The organism is Candidatus Epulonipiscium viviparus, assembly GCF_030708075.1.
In the GTDB taxonomy this organism is placed as follows: Bacteria; Bacillota; Clostridia; order Lachnospirales; family Cellulosilyticaceae; genus Epulonipiscioides; species Epulonipiscioides viviparus.
This window is the reverse complement of record NZ_CP117982.1, coordinates 1951513-1973271: the sequence shown is the minus strand read 5'-3', so window position 1 is coordinate 1973271 and position 21759 is coordinate 1951513. Positions and strand designations below refer to the sequence as shown.

The 21759-nt window shown below is 37.2% G+C and carries 18 protein-coding genes (1 of these 18 only partly in view); 16 read left to right on the top strand and 2 right to left on the bottom strand.

The window, feature by feature from the left end; translation table 11 throughout:
- Positions 1-100 precede the first annotated feature (100 nt).
- The 10 genes from PCY70_RS08245 to ilvB all read left to right on the top strand — a co-directional run bounded on the left by PCY70_RS08245 (position 101) and on the right by ilvB (position 11687).
- Positions 101-709: a YesL family protein gene (locus PCY70_RS08245; protein WP_305766965.1), complete on the top strand. Its 609-nt coding sequence runs from the start codon at positions 101-103 to the stop codon at positions 707-709.
- 98 nt (positions 710-807) lie between these two features.
- Complete coding sequence (locus PCY70_RS08240) at positions 808-1692, top strand: DUF445 domain-containing protein (RefSeq protein ID WP_305766964.1); 885 nt, start codon at positions 808-810, stop codon at positions 1690-1692.
- A gap of 102 nt (positions 1693-1794) precedes the next feature.
- The gene (gene ilvC, locus PCY70_RS08235) at positions 1795-2781 is read left to right on the top strand and encodes a ketol-acid reductoisomerase (protein ID WP_305766963.1); all 987 of its coding nucleotides are present in this window, start codon (positions 1795-1797) and stop codon (positions 2779-2781) included.
- A gap of 81 nt (positions 2782-2862) precedes the next feature.
- A complete protein-coding gene (locus tag PCY70_RS08230; protein WP_305766962.1) occupies positions 2863-4392 on the top strand; it encodes a 2-isopropylmalate synthase in 1530 nt (509 codons plus the stop codon).
- A 43-nt stretch (positions 4393-4435) separates the two neighbouring features.
- The gene (gene leuC, locus PCY70_RS08225; RefSeq protein WP_305766961.1) at positions 4436-5701 is read left to right on the top strand and encodes a 3-isopropylmalate dehydratase large subunit; all 1266 of its coding nucleotides are present in this window, start codon (positions 4436-4438) and stop codon (positions 5699-5701) included.
- A 24-nt stretch (positions 5702-5725) separates the two neighbouring features.
- On the top strand, positions 5726-6202 hold the full coding sequence (leuD, locus tag PCY70_RS08220) for a 3-isopropylmalate dehydratase small subunit (RefSeq protein WP_029488262.1): 477 nt from the start codon (positions 5726-5728) through the stop codon (positions 6200-6202).
- A gap of 9 nt (positions 6203-6211) precedes the next feature.
- Complete coding sequence (gene leuB / locus PCY70_RS08215; protein ID WP_305766960.1) at positions 6212-7315, top strand: 3-isopropylmalate dehydrogenase; 1104 nt, start codon at positions 6212-6214, stop codon at positions 7313-7315.
- Positions 7290-8186: a branched-chain-amino-acid transaminase gene (gene ilvE / locus PCY70_RS08210; protein ID WP_330696958.1), complete on the top strand. Its 897-nt coding sequence runs from the start codon at positions 7290-7292 to the stop codon at positions 8184-8186. Before leuB ends, ilvE begins: the two co-directional genes overlap by 26 nt.
- 63 nt (positions 8187-8249) lie before the next feature.
- Positions 8250-9908, top strand: a complete 1659-nt coding sequence (gene ilvD / locus PCY70_RS08205; RefSeq protein WP_029488260.1) for a dihydroxy-acid dehydratase — start codon at positions 8250-8252, stop codon at positions 9906-9908.
- 99 nt (positions 9909-10007) lie between these two features.
- Positions 10008-11687, top strand: coding sequence for a biosynthetic-type acetolactate synthase large subunit (gene ilvB / locus PCY70_RS08200; RefSeq protein WP_305766959.1), 1680 nt, complete (start codon positions 10008-10010; stop codon positions 11685-11687).
- A gap of 291 nt (positions 11688-11978) precedes the next feature.
- Here ilvB and rpsD read toward each other — a convergent pair whose 3' ends face one another.
- The gene (gene rpsD / locus PCY70_RS08195) at positions 11979-12569 is read right to left on the bottom strand and encodes a 30S ribosomal protein S4 (protein WP_010168389.1); all 591 of its coding nucleotides are present in this window, start codon (positions 12567-12569) and stop codon (positions 11979-11981) included.
- 343 nt (positions 12570-12912) lie between these two features.
- On the opposite strand from rpsD, the gene PCY70_RS08190 reads away from it, so the two are divergent.
- The 6 genes from PCY70_RS08190 (at position 12913) to PCY70_RS08165 (ending at position 20344) form a co-directional block, all read left to right on the top strand.
- Positions 12913-13074 (top strand): hypothetical protein, encoded by a 162-nt coding sequence (locus PCY70_RS08190; protein ID WP_010168387.1) that lies wholly within the window; start codon positions 12913-12915, stop codon positions 13072-13074.
- A 133-nt stretch (positions 13075-13207) separates the two neighbouring features.
- Positions 13208-14134, top strand: coding sequence for a polysaccharide deacetylase family protein (locus PCY70_RS08185; RefSeq protein WP_305766958.1), 927 nt, complete (start codon positions 13208-13210; stop codon positions 14132-14134).
- Between the two features lie 55 nt (positions 14135-14189).
- Positions 14190-14396: a hypothetical protein gene (locus PCY70_RS08180; RefSeq protein ID WP_010168383.1), complete on the top strand. Its 207-nt coding sequence runs from the start codon at positions 14190-14192 to the stop codon at positions 14394-14396.
- A gap of 130 nt (positions 14397-14526) precedes the next feature.
- Positions 14527-15405, top strand: coding sequence for a DUF3881 family protein (locus PCY70_RS08175; protein ID WP_010168382.1), 879 nt, complete (start codon positions 14527-14529; stop codon positions 15403-15405).
- A gap of 103 nt (positions 15406-15508) precedes the next feature.
- Positions 15509-17914: a beta-agarase gene (locus tag PCY70_RS08170; RefSeq protein WP_305766957.1), complete on the top strand. Its 2406-nt coding sequence runs from the start codon at positions 15509-15511 to the stop codon at positions 17912-17914.
- A 27-nt stretch (positions 17915-17941) separates the two neighbouring features.
- On the top strand, positions 17942-20344 hold the full coding sequence (locus tag PCY70_RS08165; RefSeq protein ID WP_305766956.1) for a beta-agarase: 2403 nt from the start codon (positions 17942-17944) through the stop codon (positions 20342-20344).
- Between the two features lie 1172 nt (positions 20345-21516).
- Here the strand turns inward: PCY70_RS08165 and PCY70_RS08160 are convergent.
- Positions 21517-21759, bottom strand: the 3' portion of a protein-coding gene (locus tag PCY70_RS08160) for a carbohydrate kinase family protein (protein ID WP_305766955.1). It continues 711 nt past the right edge of the window; the window shows 243 of its 954 coding nt (coding positions 712-954); the start codon falls outside the window, past its right edge; its stop codon occupies positions 21517-21519.

Genomic DNA, 21759 nt, shown 5'->3' with positions numbered 1-21759 from the left:
ATCTATTTTTACGCATTAATTTAAATTTATTTCTCATTTGACTAATTAATAAATTTACGCAATAATAATAGCAAATATCTTTAATAAAGGAGTGATTTTTATGTTTACCAACGAAGATTCTTTTTTAAATCAAATCTTAATTAGAATCGGTGAAATTTGTTTATTAAATATACTTTTTATTTTAACCAGCATACCCATCGTTACTATAGGCGCAAGTTTTACAGCAATGTATCAATGCACTTTGAAAATGATTAATGGTACACATTCCGATACTGCTCGAACTTACTTTAAGGCATTCAAGTCCAACTTTAAACAAGCAACAATCGCTTGGATCGCCATACTTGTTATTACTACAATACTGTTATTTAATTTACAATTCAGTGTGGTTGTCGCATCTAAAGCGGTTTTTTATACTACTGTCTTTGTTACAGTAATTCTTATATTAGTTGCACTATACGTTTTTCCAGTAATAGCAACGTTCGAAAATACTTTAGCCAATTTAATTAAAAATAGCTTTATATTTATGATCGCAAAATTCCCTGCTACTGCTATAATTGCATTAATTACATTCTTCCCTATCAGCTTGACTTATATGGATGTTGCATTACTTCCTTTATATACATTTTGCTGGTGCTTTTTTGCCTTTGCTTTAGTCGCATATCTAAACTCATTTATCTTTTATAAAATATTCGCGAAGCATCTCCGTTAAAAAATATTCATAGCTGTTTTATTTTTTGTAAAAAAGACAATACTCTATTACAGATCCTGCAACTACTCAGGCTGCAAATATATTATAAGGAGATTAAAATGTTTGAATGGGAAATTTTAATGGGACCAATTGTTGGAGGTGCGATAGGATATATTACTAACAGCATTGCTATCAAAATGCTCTTTAGACCACTAAATCCGGTGGTTATTTTTGGAAAAACGTTACCTTTTACACCCGGAATGATACCTAAGGAGCAACAACGAATAGGTCACGAAGCTGGGCAGCTAATAGAAAAGGAATTGATTGACCTTAGTATTCTTAAGAGTCGTCTACTTGGTGCTGAGATTTATTCTGGCATTGAAGCTGCGATAAAAGCTGTGCTAGCCGAAGCCTCCACTTCTGCAATTACATTGGACGAATATCTTGTAAATAATTTAAAAATTGATCAATTGGATTATTATAAAGCTGTAACAATCAAAAAACTTTCTCAGCTCGTTGCAAATAGTATTAAAAATAGTAATCTTGGAGAAACTATCATTAACGAAGTGCTCAATATCATCAAAGACAGTATCGGTCCTTTTAAAATGTTTATTGGAGATGCATTTATAGATAATATAAGTACTAAGGGCAAAGAAATCGTCAATCAAATTATCGAAGAGCGCATTTACGATTATGTTTTTACAATGATTTCTGCAGAAGCTGATAAATTCTTCGATACATCTGTCGGCGAGTTAACCGATTCTATAAGCGAATATGAAGATTTCGTTATCAATATAGTCTCAAACGCATATACCAATTTTATCGAAAATCAACTTGCTGCTGTACTCAAAAAAATAAATCTCTCTGGTATTATAGAAGAAAAAATTGTTAGCTACTCTCCCAAAAAACTCGAAGAGATGATTCTGGCAGTAGTAAAAAAAGAACTTAACGCAATTGTATACCTTGGAGTACTGTTGGGTGCTATTATGGGTTGCCTAATGTAATCTGCAGTAATTTCTAAATAACTGATACTTGACATTGCATTTCGAGGTTGGTAATATATACAAGTAGTTGAAAATTTAGTTTTAATTAAAGGAGCTTTAAGAATGGCAAAATTATTTTATGCAAAAGATTGTAACGAAGACGTATTAAAAAGCAAACAAATTGCGATAATTGGTTATGGTTCACAAGGGCATGCTCATGCTTTAAATCTTCACGAATCAGGTTTTAATGTAATCGTGGGCTTATATGATGGAAGTCCTTCTTGGAAAAAAGCTGAAGATGCAGGATTGAAAGTTATGACTGCCAAAGACGCCGCCGCTGCCGCTGATTTAATCATGATTCTTGTAAATGATGAAAAACAACCTACGCTATATAAAGAAAGTATTGAACCCGGACTTACTGCGGGCAAAACTCTTGCATTCGCGCATGGTTTCAATATTCATTACAAGCAAATTGAGCCTCCAAAAGATGTCAATGTAATTATGATTGCTCCAAAAGGTCCTGGGCATACTGTTCGCAGTGAATACGAAGCTGGAAAAGGCGTACCTTGCCTAATCGCTGTATATCAAGACGCAACTGGAAACGCTAAGGACATAGCGCTGGCTTATGCTGCAGGTATTGGCGGAGCCAGAGCTGGTATTCTTGAAACTACTTTTAAAGAAGAAACTGAAACAGACTTATTTGGCGAACAAGCTGTTCTTTGCGGCGGTGTTTCCGAGCTTATGAAAGCCGGTTTTGAAACACTTGTTGAAGCAGGGTATCAGCCAGAAAGCGCATACTTTGAATGTGTTCACGAAATGAAACTTATCATCGACCTAGTAAACAAAGGCGGATTAAATTTTATGAGACATTCAATCTCTGACACTGCCGAATATGGCGACTACTCAATTGGTCAAAGAATTATCACCGATGAAACTAAGAAAGAAATGAAAAAAGTTCTCTCAGAAATACAAGATGGCACTTTTGCAAAAAATTGGATTGCAGAAAACAAGAACAACCGTCCAACATTTACTGATAGACGCAAAAAAGAACAAGAACTTCAGGTTGAAACCGTGGGTAAAGATCTCCGCGACCAAATGATTTGGAACTAACTGTAATGTTGGGTTAAAACTTATAGCATTTCCTATTTAACTTTAGGAGATGTTATAGCATTCAATGTTTTGGAGGTTATTATGATTAAGATATTTGATACAACATTACGCGATGGTGAGCAAGCTCCTGGATATAGCATGAATTTGTCTGAAAAAATTGAAATGGCAGCTCAGCTTGAAAACTTGGGAGTTGATGTTATAGAAGCTGGTTTTGCGATCGCTTCTAAGGGTGATTTCACATCTGTTGCCGAAGTTGCCAAGTTGATTAAAAATTCCGAGGTTGCTAGCCTTTCACGTGCGTTAAAAAAAGACATTGATGCTTCAGCAGAGGCGTTAAAGGGCGCTGCATTTCCTAGAATTCACACATTTATTGCAACTTCAGATATTCACATGCAATACAAACTTAAGAAAAACGAAGACCAGGTTATTGAAATTACAAGCGAAATGGTTCGGTATGCCAAGAAATTTTGCCAATCGGTAGAGTTTTCAGCTGAAGATGCCACTCGCTCTCGTCCAGAATTTTTATACAAAGTATTGGAGGCCGCAATAACAGCTGGTGCCACAGTTTTAAACATTCCAGATACTGTCGGCTATACATCTCCAGCAGAAATATATGATCTAATCGTAGGTGTACGCGAAAATGTACGTGGCATTGATAAAGTTGATATTTCCATACATTGCCATAATGATTTAGGCCTGGGAGTTGCAAACACTTTAAGTGCTCTAAAAGCCGGGGCAACGCAAATCGAATGTACCATCAACGGAATTGGCGAACGTGCCGGAAACGCTGCGTTAGAAGAAATTATAATGAATATAAAAACGCGTCCTGACATTTATCCATACGAAACCAAAATTAATACTAAAGAAATTTATCCTACTAGCAAATTACTTACCAACATTACAGGAGTTAAAGTGCAACCCAACAAAGCAATAGTTGGCGATAACGCATTTGCACATGAATCTGGCATTCATCAACACGGAATGCTTAGCAATAAGGCAACATACGAAATCATGACTCCTAAATCGATAGGGCTTGCAGATAAACGAATGGTATTAGGCAAACATTCTGGTCGACACGCATTTGTTGATAGATTAGATGAGCTGGGATTTCAATTGCCAGACGCAGAAATCGATACGCTTTTTGAAGGATTCAAATCTCTTGCCGATAAGAAGAAAAACATCACAGACCTTGATATACAAATGCTTGCTATGCGTCGAAATACCAAAATTCCTCAAACGTATAAGCTAGACAGATTTGTAATTAATTCTGGAAATACAATCACCACAACATCGAGTATGAAACTTATTTATACCAATCCTGCCACAAACAAAACTGAATTTTTAGAAGCGGTAATACAATCCTATGATGGGCCAATTGACGCATCATATAAGGCCATCGACTGCTTAGTGGGCAGCGCTTTTAGCTTAGAAGACTTCTTAATTTCTGCAGTAACAGGTGGCACAGATGCTTTTGGTGAAGTTTATGTAAAAATCAAAAATAACAAAGGTAATATTTATAATGGATACGGCATAAGCGTGGATATTGTGGAAGCGAGTATCTTAGCTTATATTTCTGCTATTAATAATATGGTTTATGAAGAAAATCGATAAGCTGGGGTCACACCTAGCTTTTTGTTGCGATAGGAGCTTATTTATGAAAATGACAATGACACAAAAAATTTTAGCAGCACACGCTGGATTAGAATATGTTGAAGCGGGGCAACTTATTGAAGCCGATTTAGATTTGGTATTGGGCAACGATATAACCACCCCCGTTGCTATCACGGAGTTTAATAAAATCGGAATCACTGAGGTATTTGATAAAAACAAAGTTGTAATAGTACCCGATCATTTTGCGCCTGCCAAAGACATTCAAGCTGCCACACAATGTAAATGCGTGCGAGAATTTGCCAATGATAAAAACATTACAAACTATTTTGAAGTTGGAGAGATGGGTATCGAGCATGCTCTTATTCCAGAAAAAGGTCTTGTAGTCCCTGGAGATGCAGTAATCGGCGCAGACTCTCACACCTGCACTTATGGCGCATTGGGCGCATTCTCCACTGGCGTTGGAAGCACTGATATGGCAGCCGGAATGGCAACTGGAAAAGCTTGGTTCAAAGTACCTTCTGCAATAAAATTTAATCTCATCAACCAACCCACAAAATATGTTTCTGGAAAAGATATCATTCTTCATATTATCGGGATGATTGGCGTTGATGGCGCATTGTACAAGTCTATGGAGTTTGTTGGGGACGGCATTCAGCATTTATCTATGGATTCTAGATTCACCATGGCGAACATGGCGATCGAAGCCGGTGCCAAAAACGGAATTTTCGAAGTTGACTCTATTACTCGAGAATATCTAAAAGGCAGAACCGATCGCGAATATATCGTCTATACTTCAGATGCAGATGCAATTTACGACGAAGTGATTACTATCGATTTAAGCAAAGTGCGCCCGACAGTATCTTGTCCTCACTCTCCAGATAATACCAAAACTTTGGACGAGCTTCCCGAAATTAAAATCGATCAAGTTGTAATTGGTTCTTGTACAAATGGACGTCTCGAAGACTTAAGAATGGCTTCGGACATATTAAAAGGAAAGAAAGTTGCCAAGGGAGTTCGCGCAATCGTTTTTCCTGGCACTCAACAAATATATCTTGATGCGTTAGCCGAAGGAATCGTTACCAATCTTGTAAAAGCCGGTTGCGTAATGAGCACTCCTACTTGCGGCCCTTGTCTTGGCGGACATATGGGAATTTTAGCCAAAGGCGAAAAAGCTGTTAGTACTACCAATCGCAACTTTGTTGGCAGAATGGGACATATCGAATCTGAAGTATATTTGGCTAGCCCAGCTGTCGCAGCCGCTTCCGCAATCACTGGCTATATCACAAATCCAGAAAAAATTGATGCGTAATTCGCAATTGAAGGAGAAGAAACTATGATATTCAAATATGGTGACAATGTCGACACCGACGTAATTATTCCTGCTAGATATCTTGCAACATCAGACCCTAACGAGTTAAAAAAATATTGCATGCTTGATATTGACGAAACCTTTCACGAAAAAGTTCAAGTAGGCGACATAATCGTCGCAGGCAAAAATTTTGGATGTGGCTCTTCGCGTGAGCATGCACCGCTTGCCATAAAAGCTAGTGGAATCAAGTGTGTTATTGCAAAAAGCTTTGCAAGAATCTTCTATAGAAATGCCATCAACATTGGCCTAGCAATTCTGGAATGCGAAGAAGCTGCTGATAAAATCGATCTAAATGACGAAATTGCAATAGATTTTGCCACTGGAGAGATCAAAAATCTTACTAAAAATGAAATTTATAAAGCAGGCGCATTTCCCGAATTTATGCAAAAAATTATGGCTGCAGATGGATTAGTGGGATATGTTAAAAGTAAATCTAATTAGGAGGACAAAATGACAAAGCGAATTGTAATTTTACCTGGAGACGGAATTGGTCCAGAAATAGTTATGCAAGCCGTTATGGTATTGCATGAGATTGGCGACAAATTCAACCACGGATTTATTATTGATGAACAAATGATTGGAGAAGTGGCATTAGATGCCGAGGGCTGCTCGCTTCCAGACAAAACTATTGCAAAGTGCAAGCAAGCAGATGCCGTATTGTTGGGAGCTGTGGGAGGTGACCCCAATATAAATCGCTGGAAAAATCATCCAACAGGTGATAGACCAGAAAAGGGATTGCTCAAAATCCGCAAAGAACTCAATTTATTCTCTAATCTTAGACCTGCGATTTTGTACTCAGAGCTCAAAGATGCCTCTCCTTTAAAGGCAGAAATTATTGGTAACAATTTGGACGTTATGATTGTTAGAGAATTAACTAGCGGAATCTACTTTGGCAAAAAATCTCGAGTAACCGATGCTGAAAATGACGAAGAAACCTACGCTACCGACGAACTTTTTTATAGCAAAAAGGAAATTCGACGCATTTTGAAAACTGGCTTCGAAATTGCGACGAAACGCAATAACAATGTTGTAGTTGTGGATAAAGCAAATGTTTTAGAATCATCCAAGCTTTGGCGTGAAGTTACAGCTGAGGTTGCCAACGACTTTCCTTCAGTCACTTATAGCCATATGTACGTTGACAATGCCGCAATGCAGTTGGTTGTAAATCCCAAGCAGTTCGATGTTATCATTACAACCAATATGTTCGGAGATATATTGTCCGACGAAGCTAGTATGATTACTGGATCGATTGGAATGCTTCCTTCTGCCAGTCTTGGCGAAACCACATTGGGCTTATACGAGCCAAGCCATGGCAGCGCTCCAGATATTGCTGGTGAGGACATTGCAAACCCTATTGCAACAATTTTATCGGTTGCCATGATGTTCAGATATTCATTTTCCATGGAAGCCGAAGCTGCTGCTATCGAAGCTGCAGTCGGAAAAGTGCTTGCTGATGGATATCGCACCAAAGATATTTATACTGATGGATTTAAATTGGTCGGGACTTCCCAAATGGGAGAATTAATTTGTGAAAGGATTGTTAATAATGGCTGATAGAATTATTTATATTGATGGAGAATATTTAAACGAAAACGATGCCAAGATATCTGTATTTGATCACGGCGTGCTTTATGGCGATGGCATCTTCGAAGGGATTAGAGCTTATAATGGACGAATTTTTAAGGGCAAGGAGCACATCGACAGATTATTTTCTGCAGCCAAAGCAATTATGCTAGAGATTCCTCTGACCAAAGAAGAAGTTGCACAAATGCTTGTCGAGACTTGTAAGCGCAACAATTTGACTGATGGCTATATCAGATTGGTTGTTACCAGAGGCAAAGGAGACCTAGGGCTTAGTCCTACTAAATGTACTGTTGCAACCGTCTTTTGTATTGCTGCAAACATTACGCTTTATCCAGAAGAAATGTACGAGAAGGGTATGCCTATAATCACCGCATCGCAACGCAGAAACAAGGCTACTATCATCGATCCTCAAATTAAATCTCTCAATTACTTGAACAATATCCTAGCGAAAATTCAGGCCAATCAAGCCGGAGTTCCCGAGGCATTGATGCTAACTCACGATGGAATTGTCGCAGAATGTACTGGCGATAACATTTTCATTATTAAAGAAGGAATAATTTTTACTCCTCCTATTCATGTTGGAATTTTGGATGGAATTACTCGAAATACTGTTATCAAACTGGCAAGGGATTTGGGATATGATGTGCAAGAGAAAGAGTTCACTCAATATAATTTATACAATGCAGACGAATGCTTTTTGACCGGCACTGCTGCAGAAGTTATTGCTGTTACTAGCGTAGATGAGCGAATAATTGGAGCTGGAATTTGCGGCCCTATAACCAAAAAACTTCTTGCCGCTTTTCAAGCACATACCAAAATTGATGGTATAGAAATTAAATAATCAAAAATAGCTCGAACTGCGGGGGCAACTCTCAGTTCGGCACATAAAGGAGAATACACAATAATGAAAAGTAATTCAGTAAAAAAAGGAATTGCGCGAGCTCCTCATCGATCTTTACTTAAGGCTATGGGCTACACCGATGAAGAAATATGCAGACCCTTTATAGGAATTGTAAGTGCCAAAAGCGAGATAGTTCCTGGACACACACATCTAGACCAAATTACAGAGGCAGTAAAAGCTGGAGTTCGAATTGCTGGAGGCACACCTATCGAAGTACCAGCTATTGGCGTATGCGACGGCATTGCTATGGGGCATGCTGGGATGAAGTATTCACTTGTAACCCGTGAGTTAATTGCCGATTCTATTGAATGCATGGCAATGGCACATGGATTTGATGCGTTAGTGCTTGTTCCCAATTGCGACAAAATTGTTCCTGGAATGTTAATGGGTGCTGCAAGATTAAATTTACCTACAGTAGTTGTAAGCGGCGGCCCAATGCTTGCAGGAAAAATTGGTGACAAAAAAGTCAGCCTTTCGTTGATATTTGAAGCAGTTGGTCAGGTGCAAGCTGGCAAAATGACAGAAGCCGAACTTTCTGAATATGAAGAAAAAACTTGTCCTACCTGCGGATCATGCTCGGGTATGTTTACTGCAAACAGTATGAACTGCATGACCGAAGTGTTAGGAATCGCTCTCCCAGGCAATGGTAGCATTCCAGCAGTATACTCAGAAAGAATTCGACTTGCAAAATATACTGGTATGGCTGTTATGAAAATGTTAGAGAAAAATATTTGCATCAGAGATATATTAAATAAGGAAGCTTTTTTGAACGCATTAACTGTTGACATGGCTCTTGGATGCAGTACCAATACTATGTTACACCTCCCAGCAATCGCACATGAATCTGGTGTAGAAATTGATCTCGATATTGCAAACGGAATTTCTAATAATACTCCAAATTTATGCAAACTTGCTCCTGCTGGACATCATCATATGGAAGATTTATATTCTGCCGGTGGCGTGATGGCTGTTATGAAAGAACTCAGTCACAAAAATTTATTAAATGAGGATATAATTACCGTCACTGGCGAAAACTTAAGAAGTAACCTCTCTGTTGCAGAAAATAAAGATACTACTGTAATTAGACCTGTTGATGCTCCATATTCGAAAACTGGCGGAATTGCTGTATTGAAAGGTAATTTAGCACCAAATGGATGCGTTGTTAAGCGCTCGGCCGTTGCACCCGAAATGCTTAAACATAGTGGTCCTGCAAAAGTTTATAACAGCGAGGAAGATGCCTCTTTGGCAATTGCAAACGGTAAAATTTCCAAAGGCGATGTACTTGTAATCAGATACGAAGGTCCCAAAGGCGGCCCTGGAATGCGAGAGATGTTATCTCCAACCGCCACACTTGCTGGAATGGGCTTGGATAAAGATGTTGCGCTCATTACAGACGGACGTTTTTCGGGCGCAACGCGTGGGGCTTCTATTGGGCATGTTTCCCCAGAAGCAGCAGAAGGCGGGCTCATTGCTATCGTTGAAGATGGCGACATCATTAGCATCGATATGAATGCCTGCACAATTTGTCTCAATGTTGCAGAAGCAGACATAGCAACTAGATATAAAAATTTGATTCACCCAGAGCCTAAGGTGAAAACTGGTTACCTTGCACGATACGCTAAACTCGTTACGTCTGCAAGCACTGGAGCAGTATTTAAGTAAGGAATACTACATTTCGCATTCCCGTTTATCAACTCAATTACCCAACCTATGCAATTAGTCAATAAACTAAATATTTAACAATCTAAGGAGGAACAATACGTGAAATTAAGTGGTTCACAGATTTTAATTGAATGTTTAAAAGAACAAAACGTTGATACTGTTTTTGGATATCCTGGAGGAGCAGTGATCGAAATTTATGACGAAATTTATAAAGCTAGCGATTATATTAAGCATATATTAACAGCACACGAACAAGCGGCGGCTCATGCGGCAGATGCTTATGCTAGAGTTTCTGGCAAAGTTGGCGTTTGTATCGCAACATCGGGTCCGGGCGCAACTAACCTCGTTACCGGTATTGCAACAGCATATATGGACTCTATTCCGATGATTGCAATTACGGGAAATGTCGGTGTTCCATTACTTGGAAAAGATTCATTTCAAGAAATCGATATTGCTGGTGTAACTAGAAGTATTACAAAGCATAACTATATTGTTAAACGAGTAGAAGACTTAGCAGATACTATTCGTGAGGCATTTTTAATCGCTAAAAGTGGGCGCCCTGGTCCAGTGTTAATTGATATTCCTAAAGACGTTACCATTAAAACAACTGATTTTGAACCATTGCAAAATATTAATGACTTTTTTTCAAACTCAGTAATAGAATATGACTTCTTTTCTACTCAAGATATTTCTACTGCGGCAAAACTCATTAATGAAAGCAAAAGACCATTTTTATATATAGGTGGCGGAGTAATTATAAGTGGTGCGGAAAAAGAGTTACTTGACTTTGCAGAAAAAATCGATGCACCTGTTTCCAACTCACTCATGGGCGCTGGTGGATTTCCTCAAAACCATCCGCTTTCTACAGGGCTTGTTGGAATGCATGGAGGAGTTGCTTCAAATGAAGGCATCATGAATTGTGATTTATTAATTGCGATAGGAGCCAGATTTAGTGATAGAGTAACTAGTAGCATTAAAGACTTTGCCAAAAACGCTAAAATTATTCATATTGACATTGATCCTGCTGAAATTGATAAAAACGTAAATGTAACATTGAGTGTAATCGGCGATGCAAAAGTTATTTTGACTGCTTTAAATCAGGCAGTTGAAATCAAAAAGCATTCTGAATGGGTTAACACAATTGAAAACTGGAAAATTAAGCATACTATCAATCACTCTATTAGCGGATTATTAGATGCAAAACAGATCATAGAATCCATTGATATTCTTACCAAAGGTAACGCAATTATTACGACTGAAGTTGGTCAACACCAAATGTGGGCAGCACAATTTTATTGCTATAAAGAACCTCGCACATTTATAAGTTCTGGCGGATTAGGAACTATGGGGTTTGGCACAGGTGCTAGCATAGGCGCATCTCTTGCCGCTCCTAATAAGAAAATTATTCAAATTGCTGGAGATGGCTCTTTTAGAATGAACTCCAATGAGTTATCAACTATCCAATACTATAATTTACCTATTATAATAGTGATTCTTAATAATAGCGTACTTGGAATGGTTCGACAATGGCAAAATCTTTTTTATTCGCAACGATATTCTCAAACAGTTTTAGATCGTGGTCCTGATTTTGTAAAACTTGCAGAGGCGTATGCTATAGATGGATATAGGGCAACCACCATAGAGGAATTTAACGAAGCATTCTCAAAAGCTGTTGCTCAAAATAAACCTGCCGTTATCGACTGTATCATAGACAAAGACGATAAAGTTTTACCTATGGTTGCACCCGGCGCTCCAACTAATCAATTAATTATAGAATAACTATTGCTTTTTGTAATAATATGTGTTATATTTTTTTATATTTCATTAATGGAGGTTACTATCATGGAACCAAATAAGATTAACAAAAATTGTGTATGTAAAAATTTAAACTGTCCTCGTCATGGTGATTGCAAAGCATGTCAAGAACACCATAAAGGTGGACTCACTTCTTGTAAAAAAACTAGTAGCAAATAATTGTTTATCTAGGGGATGACTTCGGTTGTCCCTTTTATTATGCACTTAAAAAGGCCACAGGCAATTGCCCATGACCCTCCCACAAAGTGATTCTTGTTATCTTGAATAAAACTCTATTATAAGCTGTTCATTAATTTCGATTGGTAGCTCTTCTCTAGTTGGTTTTCTTATAATAGTACCAGTAAGGTTATCAATATCCATTTCCAGATAAGGAAGCGCAAAATTATTACCTGCCATATTCTCAGCAAATATTTTGCTTTCACGAGATTTTTCTTTCAGTGTAATAGTATCTCCTTCTTTTAATGCATATGAAGGTCTATCTACCTTCTGACCATTTATTAAAAAATGACCATGATTTACCATCTGTCTTGCTTGTCTAGTTGAACGAGCAAATCCCATTCTATATACAATATTGTCAAGACGCATCTCAAGCGACGTAAGAATAATTGGACCTGGATTACTTCCCGCGCGAAATGCCTTTTCTACGTATCTCACGAATTGTTTCTCCAGAACTCCGTAATATGAACGAAGTCTTTGCTTCTCTAAAAGCTGTACTCCGTACTCGGATAATTTTCTTGCATCTCTGCTTGTTCCCTGTTTTGCTCTGTCCATCGCTTTAGGGTGGCCTACTACGTTTACTCCAAGGCTTCGGCACATCTTAAAACGAGGACCCATCATTTTTGCCATATGAGTCTCCTTTAAAAAAAATTAAGCTTTCATTAAGCTTGCTCAGGATTTAATATAGCATAGATTATAAATTTTAGAAAGGAACAATAGCACAAAAAATTTAAAAATAGCATTTTAACCTAATAATTGCACTTTTTGCACTTTTAAATTAGTATTTTTTACCATAGTTTTTTGACAAAATAGTTTTTAAAAATTATACTACGTTTTAAAAACTCAATTCATTTAATTATATTAATTCCAAAACAATAACTTCTTAATAATTTACTTCAAGTCATTGACAAATATTGGCTAAATTGTTAAAATATGAGAAAACGACTACATATATTTTGAAAGGAGGCTTTAAATGAAATGTCCCAAATGTAATAGTATAACTGGTTTTTGTGAAGAAGTAGATTTACGTCTTGGAGAAGTAATTGGATATCATTGTACTGTTTGTGGATATAATACTGAACACGACACTGAACAAGTTCAAATTCGCATAAATACAGAAGTTTCAAAAAAATAACTTTGCAAACTCTAAAGTATATCCTAGAATTTGCTATGGTATGCTTGTTTTTTTTATCACATTCTGGTTATAATAACCGAGATAAAATATAAATAATAAGACAACTTTGATTCCTAAAATAAGAGGTGCAATTTTGAACAGACTTAATAAATCAAACAATAAATTAACTATTATAACCTTATTTTTAATTTTTGTTTTAATTATTTTATTTTCACATGAATTAACTATAGCTACTACTTTTTCTAATACCACTATCGAAAAAAGAAAAACCAATTTAGAGCAAAACATTACAAATCTTACAGAACAAAATAGACAAATTTTAAATCATATAATTTCGCTAAATATTGAAATTGAAGAATTAGACAAAAAAGAATCAGTCAAAACAAATACTTCTGCACCCGAAAAAATAATCCCTCCAAATACTAAAATAGCCTATCTCACTTTTGATGACGGACCTAGTAATAATACTATAAAAATTTTAGATATTCTTCAACAGCATAATATAAAAGCAACTTTTTTTGTTGTTGGGATTCCTGAAAGGGTTAGCACATACCAAAGAATTGTAGATGAAGGCCATACTTTAGCTCTTCATTCATACTCTCATGAATATAACAATATTTACAAAAATACACAGTCATTCTTAGCTGATATTGATAAATTAAACTCTCTTATTGTCAATTCTACTGGATATACACCAGACATCTTGCGTTTTCCTGGCGGTTCTAATAACACTATCAGTCACAGATATGGTGGTCCTGATATTATGGTAGATATCATAAACGCCTCTCTAGATCGCGAATATGTTTATTTTGATTGGAATGTAGATTCTATGGATGCTGCTAAAGCCCTACAAGATAAAGATGTTATTGTAAATTCTGTAATAAATCAATCCTCAATACTTAAACAAGCAATAATTTTAATGCATGATTCTCCTTCTAAAACTTCTACTCCAGATGCTTTACCTGAAATAATCACAGGTCTTAAAAATCTCGGTTTCCAATTTGATAAAATTACTAGTTCAACTCCCGTCATTCAATTTCCTGTAGCAGGTATAAAATAAATCTTTTTTACTAAAACTATAGTTAGCATATTTTTTGTAGAGAGGGAGAGCTATGATGAACCAATATGAATGTGATCTTTGTGGTTATGATTTGACTCCAATAGAAAGCTTTGCCAACCGAGCTGACTATCTTGGTTATGCATCTTCTGGATTAAACAATTATTCCGAAATATATCCTATATCACTAGCCTATGCATCAAATAATATTAATAGTGTAGAATGTCCAAACTGCGGGCGTTTAGGATGTTGGATTAAAGAATGAACACTGGGGATAAGCCGCTTAAAAATGCTTATCCCTATCTTTTTTTGTAAAAACATTGTAAAGTATTCTTTAAATTGACATTTCTAGCATATATTATACAAAGGATAATTTTTTTTGGAGGTGGCACATAATGGAAATACCAATTAATGCAATAGGCTTTTCAGAAATTACAGAGCAAAAGCATTTAAATAAACTTGTTGAAGCAACACTCAAAAACCCGACATATCAAAGTATGGCGGTTGATAAAAATAAGGTACAAATTGCTGAATATAGGAAAAAAGTTGCACCTCACACATATATACTAGTACGTGTAAGTGTGGAAGAAGACTTAAAAGAAACTACTCGTTTTAATGTTGAAGAATGTGAAGCATATGTTGAATCAACTATCAAATCCGATTTTGAAGAAATAGAAGTAGAATGTATTGACGGCACGTTATATTACGTAATTTGTGAAGAGAAAAACACTTCTATGCAAGTCATTTTCTGGATGCAAAACTTAGTTGAGTACCTCAATGGAAAACAAAATGGTAAAACAATTATAGGAGCTAGTGTTCTTGGCATTGCTCTCGAGGGAACCATTGTTTTACCTATCTTAAAGGATGAAGATGAAATTGCTTTTGAAAATGAAGAGCGCGAAAAATTACGCGAAATTGTTGAACGAATTAAAGATGGCGATAGAGAAGCCGAAGAAATACTAGAAGAAGAAGAACGCGAACTTGATGAACAGCTTATGCAAAGACTCAAAGAAGAAGATTTTCTAAGTATCATGAGTGGATACTTTATTCCTCTTAGTTTTGATGAATCAATGTATGCTGTATTAGGGGATATCGTTGAAATTAAAGAGCGCAAAAATGAACAAACTAATGAAACCATGTATGTATTTAAACTTGATATAAATAGTATGTTTGTTGAAGTTATTATTAATAAGAAAACTCTAATTGGCATGCCTTTTGTCGGGATGCGCTTTGTTGGCAGTTGCTGGCTCCAAGGGCAAGTCATTATGGAATAGAAAGGACTCTTTTTCTGAGTTCTTTTTTTTATGTTATAAATGTCATTTTATACCATTAAAATACATATAATTTTCATATCACTATAATGTAAGGAGAAATTTTATGAAATTATTTAAAAAAATTATGCTAATTACCTGTTCCATGCTATTTATGATTCCTGCCGCAGCCAAAGCAGATACCAATCTACCTGCAGATGTTCAAGCCGCAAAAGCAGCTTACGATACCTTTGGTGCTTTAATAAAAAAGTATGATGCTTGGATTATTAAGCAAGTTAATGATCAAGAAGAACGAATCAAAACGCTTAAGTTTCCAGTAACTCCTTTTACATTAGCAGATGACGAAACCGCAGAAATCACAATTCCTTCAGATCTTTTTAGAGTTATGTCCACATTTGATCGAATCAATATTTATGGTTCTGGTTTTAAGAGTACAGATTTTATAGAAGGAATCTCTCCCACTAAAGGCAATATGGGATCTGTTTCATCTCCTTGGATTGCAGATAATCACTATCAAATTAGAACAACAACCTTTACAACTGACCATATTGCAGAGCTCGCACGTGGAGATGAAGCTTATTCTGGATACAAACTTTTGCTTACCGGCCCTATGTATGTTAAATCTATCGACTTTTCCTCTGAAAATGGTGTCTCAATGACTATGGATACCACCGCTTGGGAAGTTTTAGGTGGCGACAAAGAAATTTTAGACGACATTGCAGTTACAGTTGATGCCACTAGCAGGCTTAGCATAGCCGGAATTACCACCTTTGAAGAAGATAAATTTAAACGCCATGCAGGAAACTTGACCGGGGGAGATACCTATAAAACTGCAGAATATTATACTTCTAAAAACTATCTACCCGGAAGACAAATTTACAAATTTGGTCCTGCATTAGAAATTGGTTACAACCCTGCCTTGCCAAAACTAAAAGAAGATCCCAACAAACCTGGATACGCTACATATGAAATTTTGGATCACCATTTCGCAAACAACGCATCTGATATACAACATTTCGATGCGCTATTCGGAAAAAATCTCGAGTATGTATTATGCTTTGACAATTGGCCTAGTTGGTATGTTGAAGGTCCTGATGTTGGCCGCGGCACTCCCGCAGTAGAGAATTTTGATGCCGCAGCAGATCTTGTCGCCAAATATATCGCATCATATGATAAGCACTTTGACGGACGCGGTCCTACCTGGGTCGAAGTTAAAAATGAATCTACCATCTTAAGCGAATGGTCTCATCATGACAATCCTGATCCATATTATGGTTGGCAGGTTCTTGCTGATTTCCATAATAAAGTTGCAGATGCGGTCAAAGCCGAAAGCCCTGATGTATTAGTCGGAGGCCCCACTGCTGCTTGGATGGCATTAGACCACGCAAACTTTGATCAGGCTAAAAAAAATCTAGACTTTATGAGTGCCACAGCACAACATTTAGACTTTTATTCGTATCACTTCTATGAAAGCAAGGATCTTATTTTGCATGATACTGTTGGCAATTATGTTGGATATTTAACAGGACGTTTAGAAGCTGATTTAGATTTGTTACAAAATTATATGATTAACAACAACATTGTTAAACCTTTAGTCATTTCAGAAACCGGTACCCTTCATAACGGTTTTACTGACCCCGATTATTGGATTATACTTAAAAATTACAACGGCTATATGGTTAGGTATATGAATCGTGCAAATGAATTTGACATGGTTGTTCCATTTATCCTTCCTGCAATGTGGTGGGATAAAGAAGCCCCCGAAGCCTTATGGGCATACGGTCCCAACGGTAAACTAATTCCTACTGTCGAAGAAGGACTTACTCCTATTCATTACTTCCTAGAAATGTGGGACGAATACACCGGTGACTTATTACCTGCAGCCACAAATGATGTTAACAACAATATTTATGTTCATAGCACACAGAATGACAATGTAATTTATGTTGCAGTCACAAACATGAATGCGCAACGTGCTAATATCGACTTAAATATATTACTCGATGGGCAAATTGTTGAAAAAATCGAACGCACCACAACATATCTTGACATGGGCAAACTATATTTTGTAGATAATGAACCTATCGATAGCCTCAAAGATATTTTTATGCACGTCGAAGAAACCAGTATATTCAAAATTACACTTGATCACGCTCCCAACACCACAACAACTATTACAAAAAATACTTATTATGGTGATACTATTTTACAAGATACTGGATCTCCTGCTAACTTCGTAATACCTCTTCCAACTGCAAATATACAATCCAGCGTATTGCGCGTATCTTTAGGTCGTGATGATGGCTTTAAAGTTCCTCTCAATGTCAGTATTAATGGATATGCTTTCGAGGAATATGATCTATCTTTCACAGACAAAAATGATAGATATTTTGGATATGTTGATTTTACCGTACCTTCTAATATTTTAAAAGCTACCAATGAAATCACTGTTTCCGTTGACCAATCTGGTGGCAAAATTTCTACAGTTGCATTAATTAATATGGAAAAATAAGCCAAATAAATTTAAAAGGAGTTTATAATGAAATTACTAAAAAAAGCCATGATTATAGCCAGTACATTATTCTTTGCATTTCCTATTAGCGCTGCCGAAATCGCTGCAAACTTGCCCGATTATGTAGTCAATGAAAACGCAGCGTACGAAACTCTCGATACCGTCATCGAAAAATATGAAACTAAAACGCTGGTTCAAGTTAATGACCATGAAGTACGAATCCAGAATATTACCGTTCCCATCGAACCTTTTACATTGGCAGCCAATGAAACCAAAGAAATCGAAATCCCTGCAGATCTTGCGAGAATTATGTTTATATTTAGCCGCCTAGATGCATATGGTTCTGGATTTAAAAATAAGTATATTGAAGGCATTTCACCTCACGTTGGCAACACTGGCAAAGTTGCTGATCAATGGATTGGTGATACTAATTATCAGGTCAAAACTAATAGCTTTGCTATAAATCATGCAAAAGAGCTCTCACGGGGCGATCAAGCATACAGTGGCTACAAATTAAAATTTACCGGACCAGTAGTCGTCGATTCCCTCAAATTGGTTGAGCCCAACGGAGCTTCTATGACTATGGATACCCGAGCTTGGGAAGTACTTGGCGGTGATGCTCCAATTCTCGATGACATCATCGTTACTGTCGATGCTACAAATCGCCTAAGCATAGAAGGCATTACAGAGTTTGAAAACCGCAAGTTCAAAACATTATACGCATATCCAATAGGTCACCCCCATGGCTATACTGTTGCAGAATATTTTACACCAAAAGATTTTATGCCTGGACGCCAGATTTTTAAATTTGGACCATCACTTGAAACAGGATACGATTCCTCCATTCCCAAATTAACTGAAGATGCTTCAAAACCCGGCTATGCAGACTACAGCATATTTCCAGAATTATTTTCCAATGGTGCATCGGAGATTGCGGTGTTCGATAAGCTATATCCTACCGACCTTGAATACGTTGTATGCTTTGACAACTGGCCAAGCTGGACTGTCGAAGGAATCAATAATGGCAAAGGAACTCCTGCAGAACAGCATTTCGCCGCCGCTGCCGATCTAGCCGCAAAATATATTACTGCCCACGACGCAGAATTAGAAGGCCGTGGACCAACATGGATCGAAGTTAAGAACGAATCCGATATCACTAGCGAATGGTCTCACCACGCAACTTCAGACAACGGCTGGGAGCTACTAGCAGAATTTCATAACATAACTGCAGATGCTATCAAGGCAGAAAATCCCGATGCATTAGTAGGCGGCCCAACGTCAGCTTGGATGGCATTAGATAACGGCAACTTTTCGAAAGCAGAACAAAACCTAAAGTTTATGGATGATACCGCTAATCACTTAGATTTTTATTCTTATCACTTCTATGAAAGTAAAAATTTAGTATTAAATGACACTGATTCAAACTATGTTGGATACTTAACTGGACGTCTCGAAGCCGACTTAGATTTGCTTCGAAACCATATGATTAACACCAACAATCTAAAGCCCATTGTCATTTCAGAAACCGGAACTTTGCACAACGGCCCGGAGGAATCTGACTATTGGATTAAGCTTAAAAATCACAACGCATACATGGTTAGATATATGAACCGTGCTAATGAATTTGACATTGTCGTTCCGTTTGTCATTCCTGCTACCTGGTGGTCTCCCGCTTCCGACAATATATTATGGACATATGATGAGAACGGCAAATTTTATCCAACTCCCGAAACCGGTCTCACAGATATGAAATATTTTATTGAAATGTGGGATGAGTACAACGGTGACCTTCTTCCAGCATATTCCAACGGCGTCAACAATAATATCCATGTTCATAGTGCGCAAGACGGCAATATAATCTATGTTGCAGTCACAAACATGAATGCGCAACGTGCCTATATTGACTTAGATTTAAAGCTTCAAGATGAACAAATCGAAAAAATCGAGCGCACTACTACTTACCTAAATTTAGGCGAATTACATTTTGTTGATAACGAGCCTCTAGATAGTCTCAACGACATTTTCATGCATGTAGAAGAAACGAGTATATTCAAAATTACCTTAAACGAATCTCCTGAAATCAACACCACGCTAACCAAAACCACTTATTATGGAGATGTTACATTGCAACCTACAGGTACTCCCGCGACTTTCATCATAAACACGCCGACCGATAACGTTCAATCCAGCATCTTGCGAATTTCGTTGGGCCGCCACGGTGGATTTAATGCGCCTTTAAATGTCTCTATCAATGATTATAACATCGAATCCTACGATTTATCCTTTACTAATAAGCCGGACAGATACTTTGGATATGTAGATTACGTTATCCCAACCGATATTTTAAAAACTCAGAATGAAATCACCGTTACTGTTCCTCAAAACGGCGGCAAAATTTCTACAGTTGCACTTATTCATCTGGAAAATTAACCCAAAACGCAAGTTACATCAGCCGCTGCCGTTGTAACTTCAAAAATTATTATCACATCAGCCTCTGTAGTTGTATTTGCATCAGAGGCTGTAGTTGCATCTATAGAAATTATTATTACATCAGCCGCTGTAGTTGTAACTGCAAAAGTTATTATCGCATCAGCCGCTGCAGTTGTAACTGCAAAATTATTATCGCATCAGCGCTGTAGTTGTAACTTCAAAAATTATTCTTACATCAGTCGCTGTAGTTGTAACTGCAGAAATTATTATCGCATCAGTCGCTGTAGTTGTAACTGCAAAATCATTATCGCATCAGCCGCTGCAGTTGTAACTGCAAAATTATTATCACATCAGCGCTGCAGTTGTAACTGCAAAAATCATTATCACATCAGCCGTGCAGTTGTAACTGCAAAATTATTATCGCATCAGACGTTGCCGTTGTAACTGCAAAAATTATTATCGCATCAGCGCTGTTGTAACTGCAGAAATTATTATCGCATCAGCCGCTGTAGTTGTAACTGCAGAAATTATTATCACATCAGCCGTTGTCGTTGTAACTGCAGAAATTATTATCGCATCAGTCGCTGTAGTTGTAACTGCAGAAAATTATTATCGCATCAGCGTTGCGTTGTAACTGCAGAAGTTATTATCGCATCAGTCGCTGTAGTTGTAACTGCAAAAATTATTATCACATCAGCGTTGTTGTAACTGCAGAAATTATTATCGCATCAGCGCTGCAGTTGTAACTGCAAAAATTATTATCACATCAGTCGTTGCCGTTGTAACTGCAAAAATTATTATCGCATCAGCGCTGCCGTTGTAACTGCAAAAATTATTATCACATCAGTCGCTGCCGTTGTAACTGCAAAATTATTATTGCATCAGTCGCTGTAGTTGTAACTGCAGAAATTATTATCGCATCAGTCGCTGTAGTTGTAACTGCAGAAATTATTATTGCATCAGTCGCTGTAGTTGTAACTGCAGAAATTATTATTGCATCAGTCGCTGTAGTTGTAACTGCAGAAATTATTATTGCATCAGCCGCTGTCGTTGTAACTGCAGAAATTATTATCGCATCAGCCGCTGTCGTTGTAACTTCAGAAATTATTATCGCATCAGCCGCTGTAGTTGTAACTGCAGAAGTTATTATCGCATCAGCTGCTGTAGTTGTATTACAATTCCCCTCGCAATCTCCTATTAACTTGTTCCAATGTTGGCATGGCTTTTATTGCACCAAAATTTTCAATACATAAGCTAGCCACAGCATTAGCAAATGTAGCATCTCTCGATAAAATGTCTATACTCAGTTCGGATAAATTATCTTTATTATATAGAGAATACAAAAATCCTCCCCAGAAAGAATCTCCCGCTCCAGTAGTATCTACTACCTTATTAGACGCAAATCCCTTTATCTT

What these genes read in the sequence shown, in the direction of transcription:
- PCY70_RS08245 (WP_305766965.1), top strand. Translation starts at nt 101, where the DNA reads ATGTTTACCAACGAAGATTCTTTTTTAAATCAAATCTTAATTAGAATC.
- PCY70_RS08240 (WP_305766964.1), top strand. Translation starts at nt 808, where the DNA reads ATGTTTGAATGGGAAATTTTAATGGGACCAATTGTTGGAGGTGCGATA.
- ilvC (WP_305766963.1), top strand. Translation starts at nt 1,795, where the DNA reads ATGGCAAAATTATTTTATGCAAAAGATTGTAACGAAGACGTATTAAAA.
- PCY70_RS08230 (WP_305766962.1), top strand. Translation starts at nt 2,863, where the DNA reads ATGATTAAGATATTTGATACAACATTACGCGATGGTGAGCAAGCTCCT.
- leuC (WP_305766961.1), top strand. Translation starts at nt 4,436, where the DNA reads ATGAAAATGACAATGACACAAAAAATTTTAGCAGCACACGCTGGATTA.
- leuD (WP_029488262.1), top strand. Translation starts at nt 5,726, where the DNA reads ATGATATTCAAATATGGTGACAATGTCGACACCGACGTAATTATTCCT.
- leuB (WP_305766960.1), top strand. Translation starts at nt 6,212, where the DNA reads ATGACAAAGCGAATTGTAATTTTACCTGGAGACGGAATTGGTCCAGAA.
- ilvD (WP_029488260.1), top strand. Translation starts at nt 8,250, where the DNA reads ATGAAAAGTAATTCAGTAAAAAAAGGAATTGCGCGAGCTCCTCATCGA.
- rpsD (WP_010168389.1), bottom strand. Translation starts at nt 12,569, where the DNA reads ATGGCAAAAATGATGGGTCCTCGTTTTAAGATGTGCCGAAGCCTTGGA.
- PCY70_RS08190 (WP_010168387.1), top strand. Translation starts at nt 12,913, where the DNA reads ATGAAATGTCCCAAATGTAATAGTATAACTGGTTTTTGTGAAGAAGTA.
- PCY70_RS08180 (WP_010168383.1), top strand. Translation starts at nt 14,190, where the DNA reads ATGAACCAATATGAATGTGATCTTTGTGGTTATGATTTGACTCCAATA.
- PCY70_RS08175 (WP_010168382.1), top strand. Translation starts at nt 14,527, where the DNA reads ATGGAAATACCAATTAATGCAATAGGCTTTTCAGAAATTACAGAGCAA.
- PCY70_RS08170 (WP_305766957.1), top strand. Translation starts at nt 15,509, where the DNA reads ATGAAATTATTTAAAAAAATTATGCTAATTACCTGTTCCATGCTATTT.
- PCY70_RS08165 (WP_305766956.1), top strand. Translation starts at nt 17,942, where the DNA reads ATGAAATTACTAAAAAAAGCCATGATTATAGCCAGTACATTATTCTTT.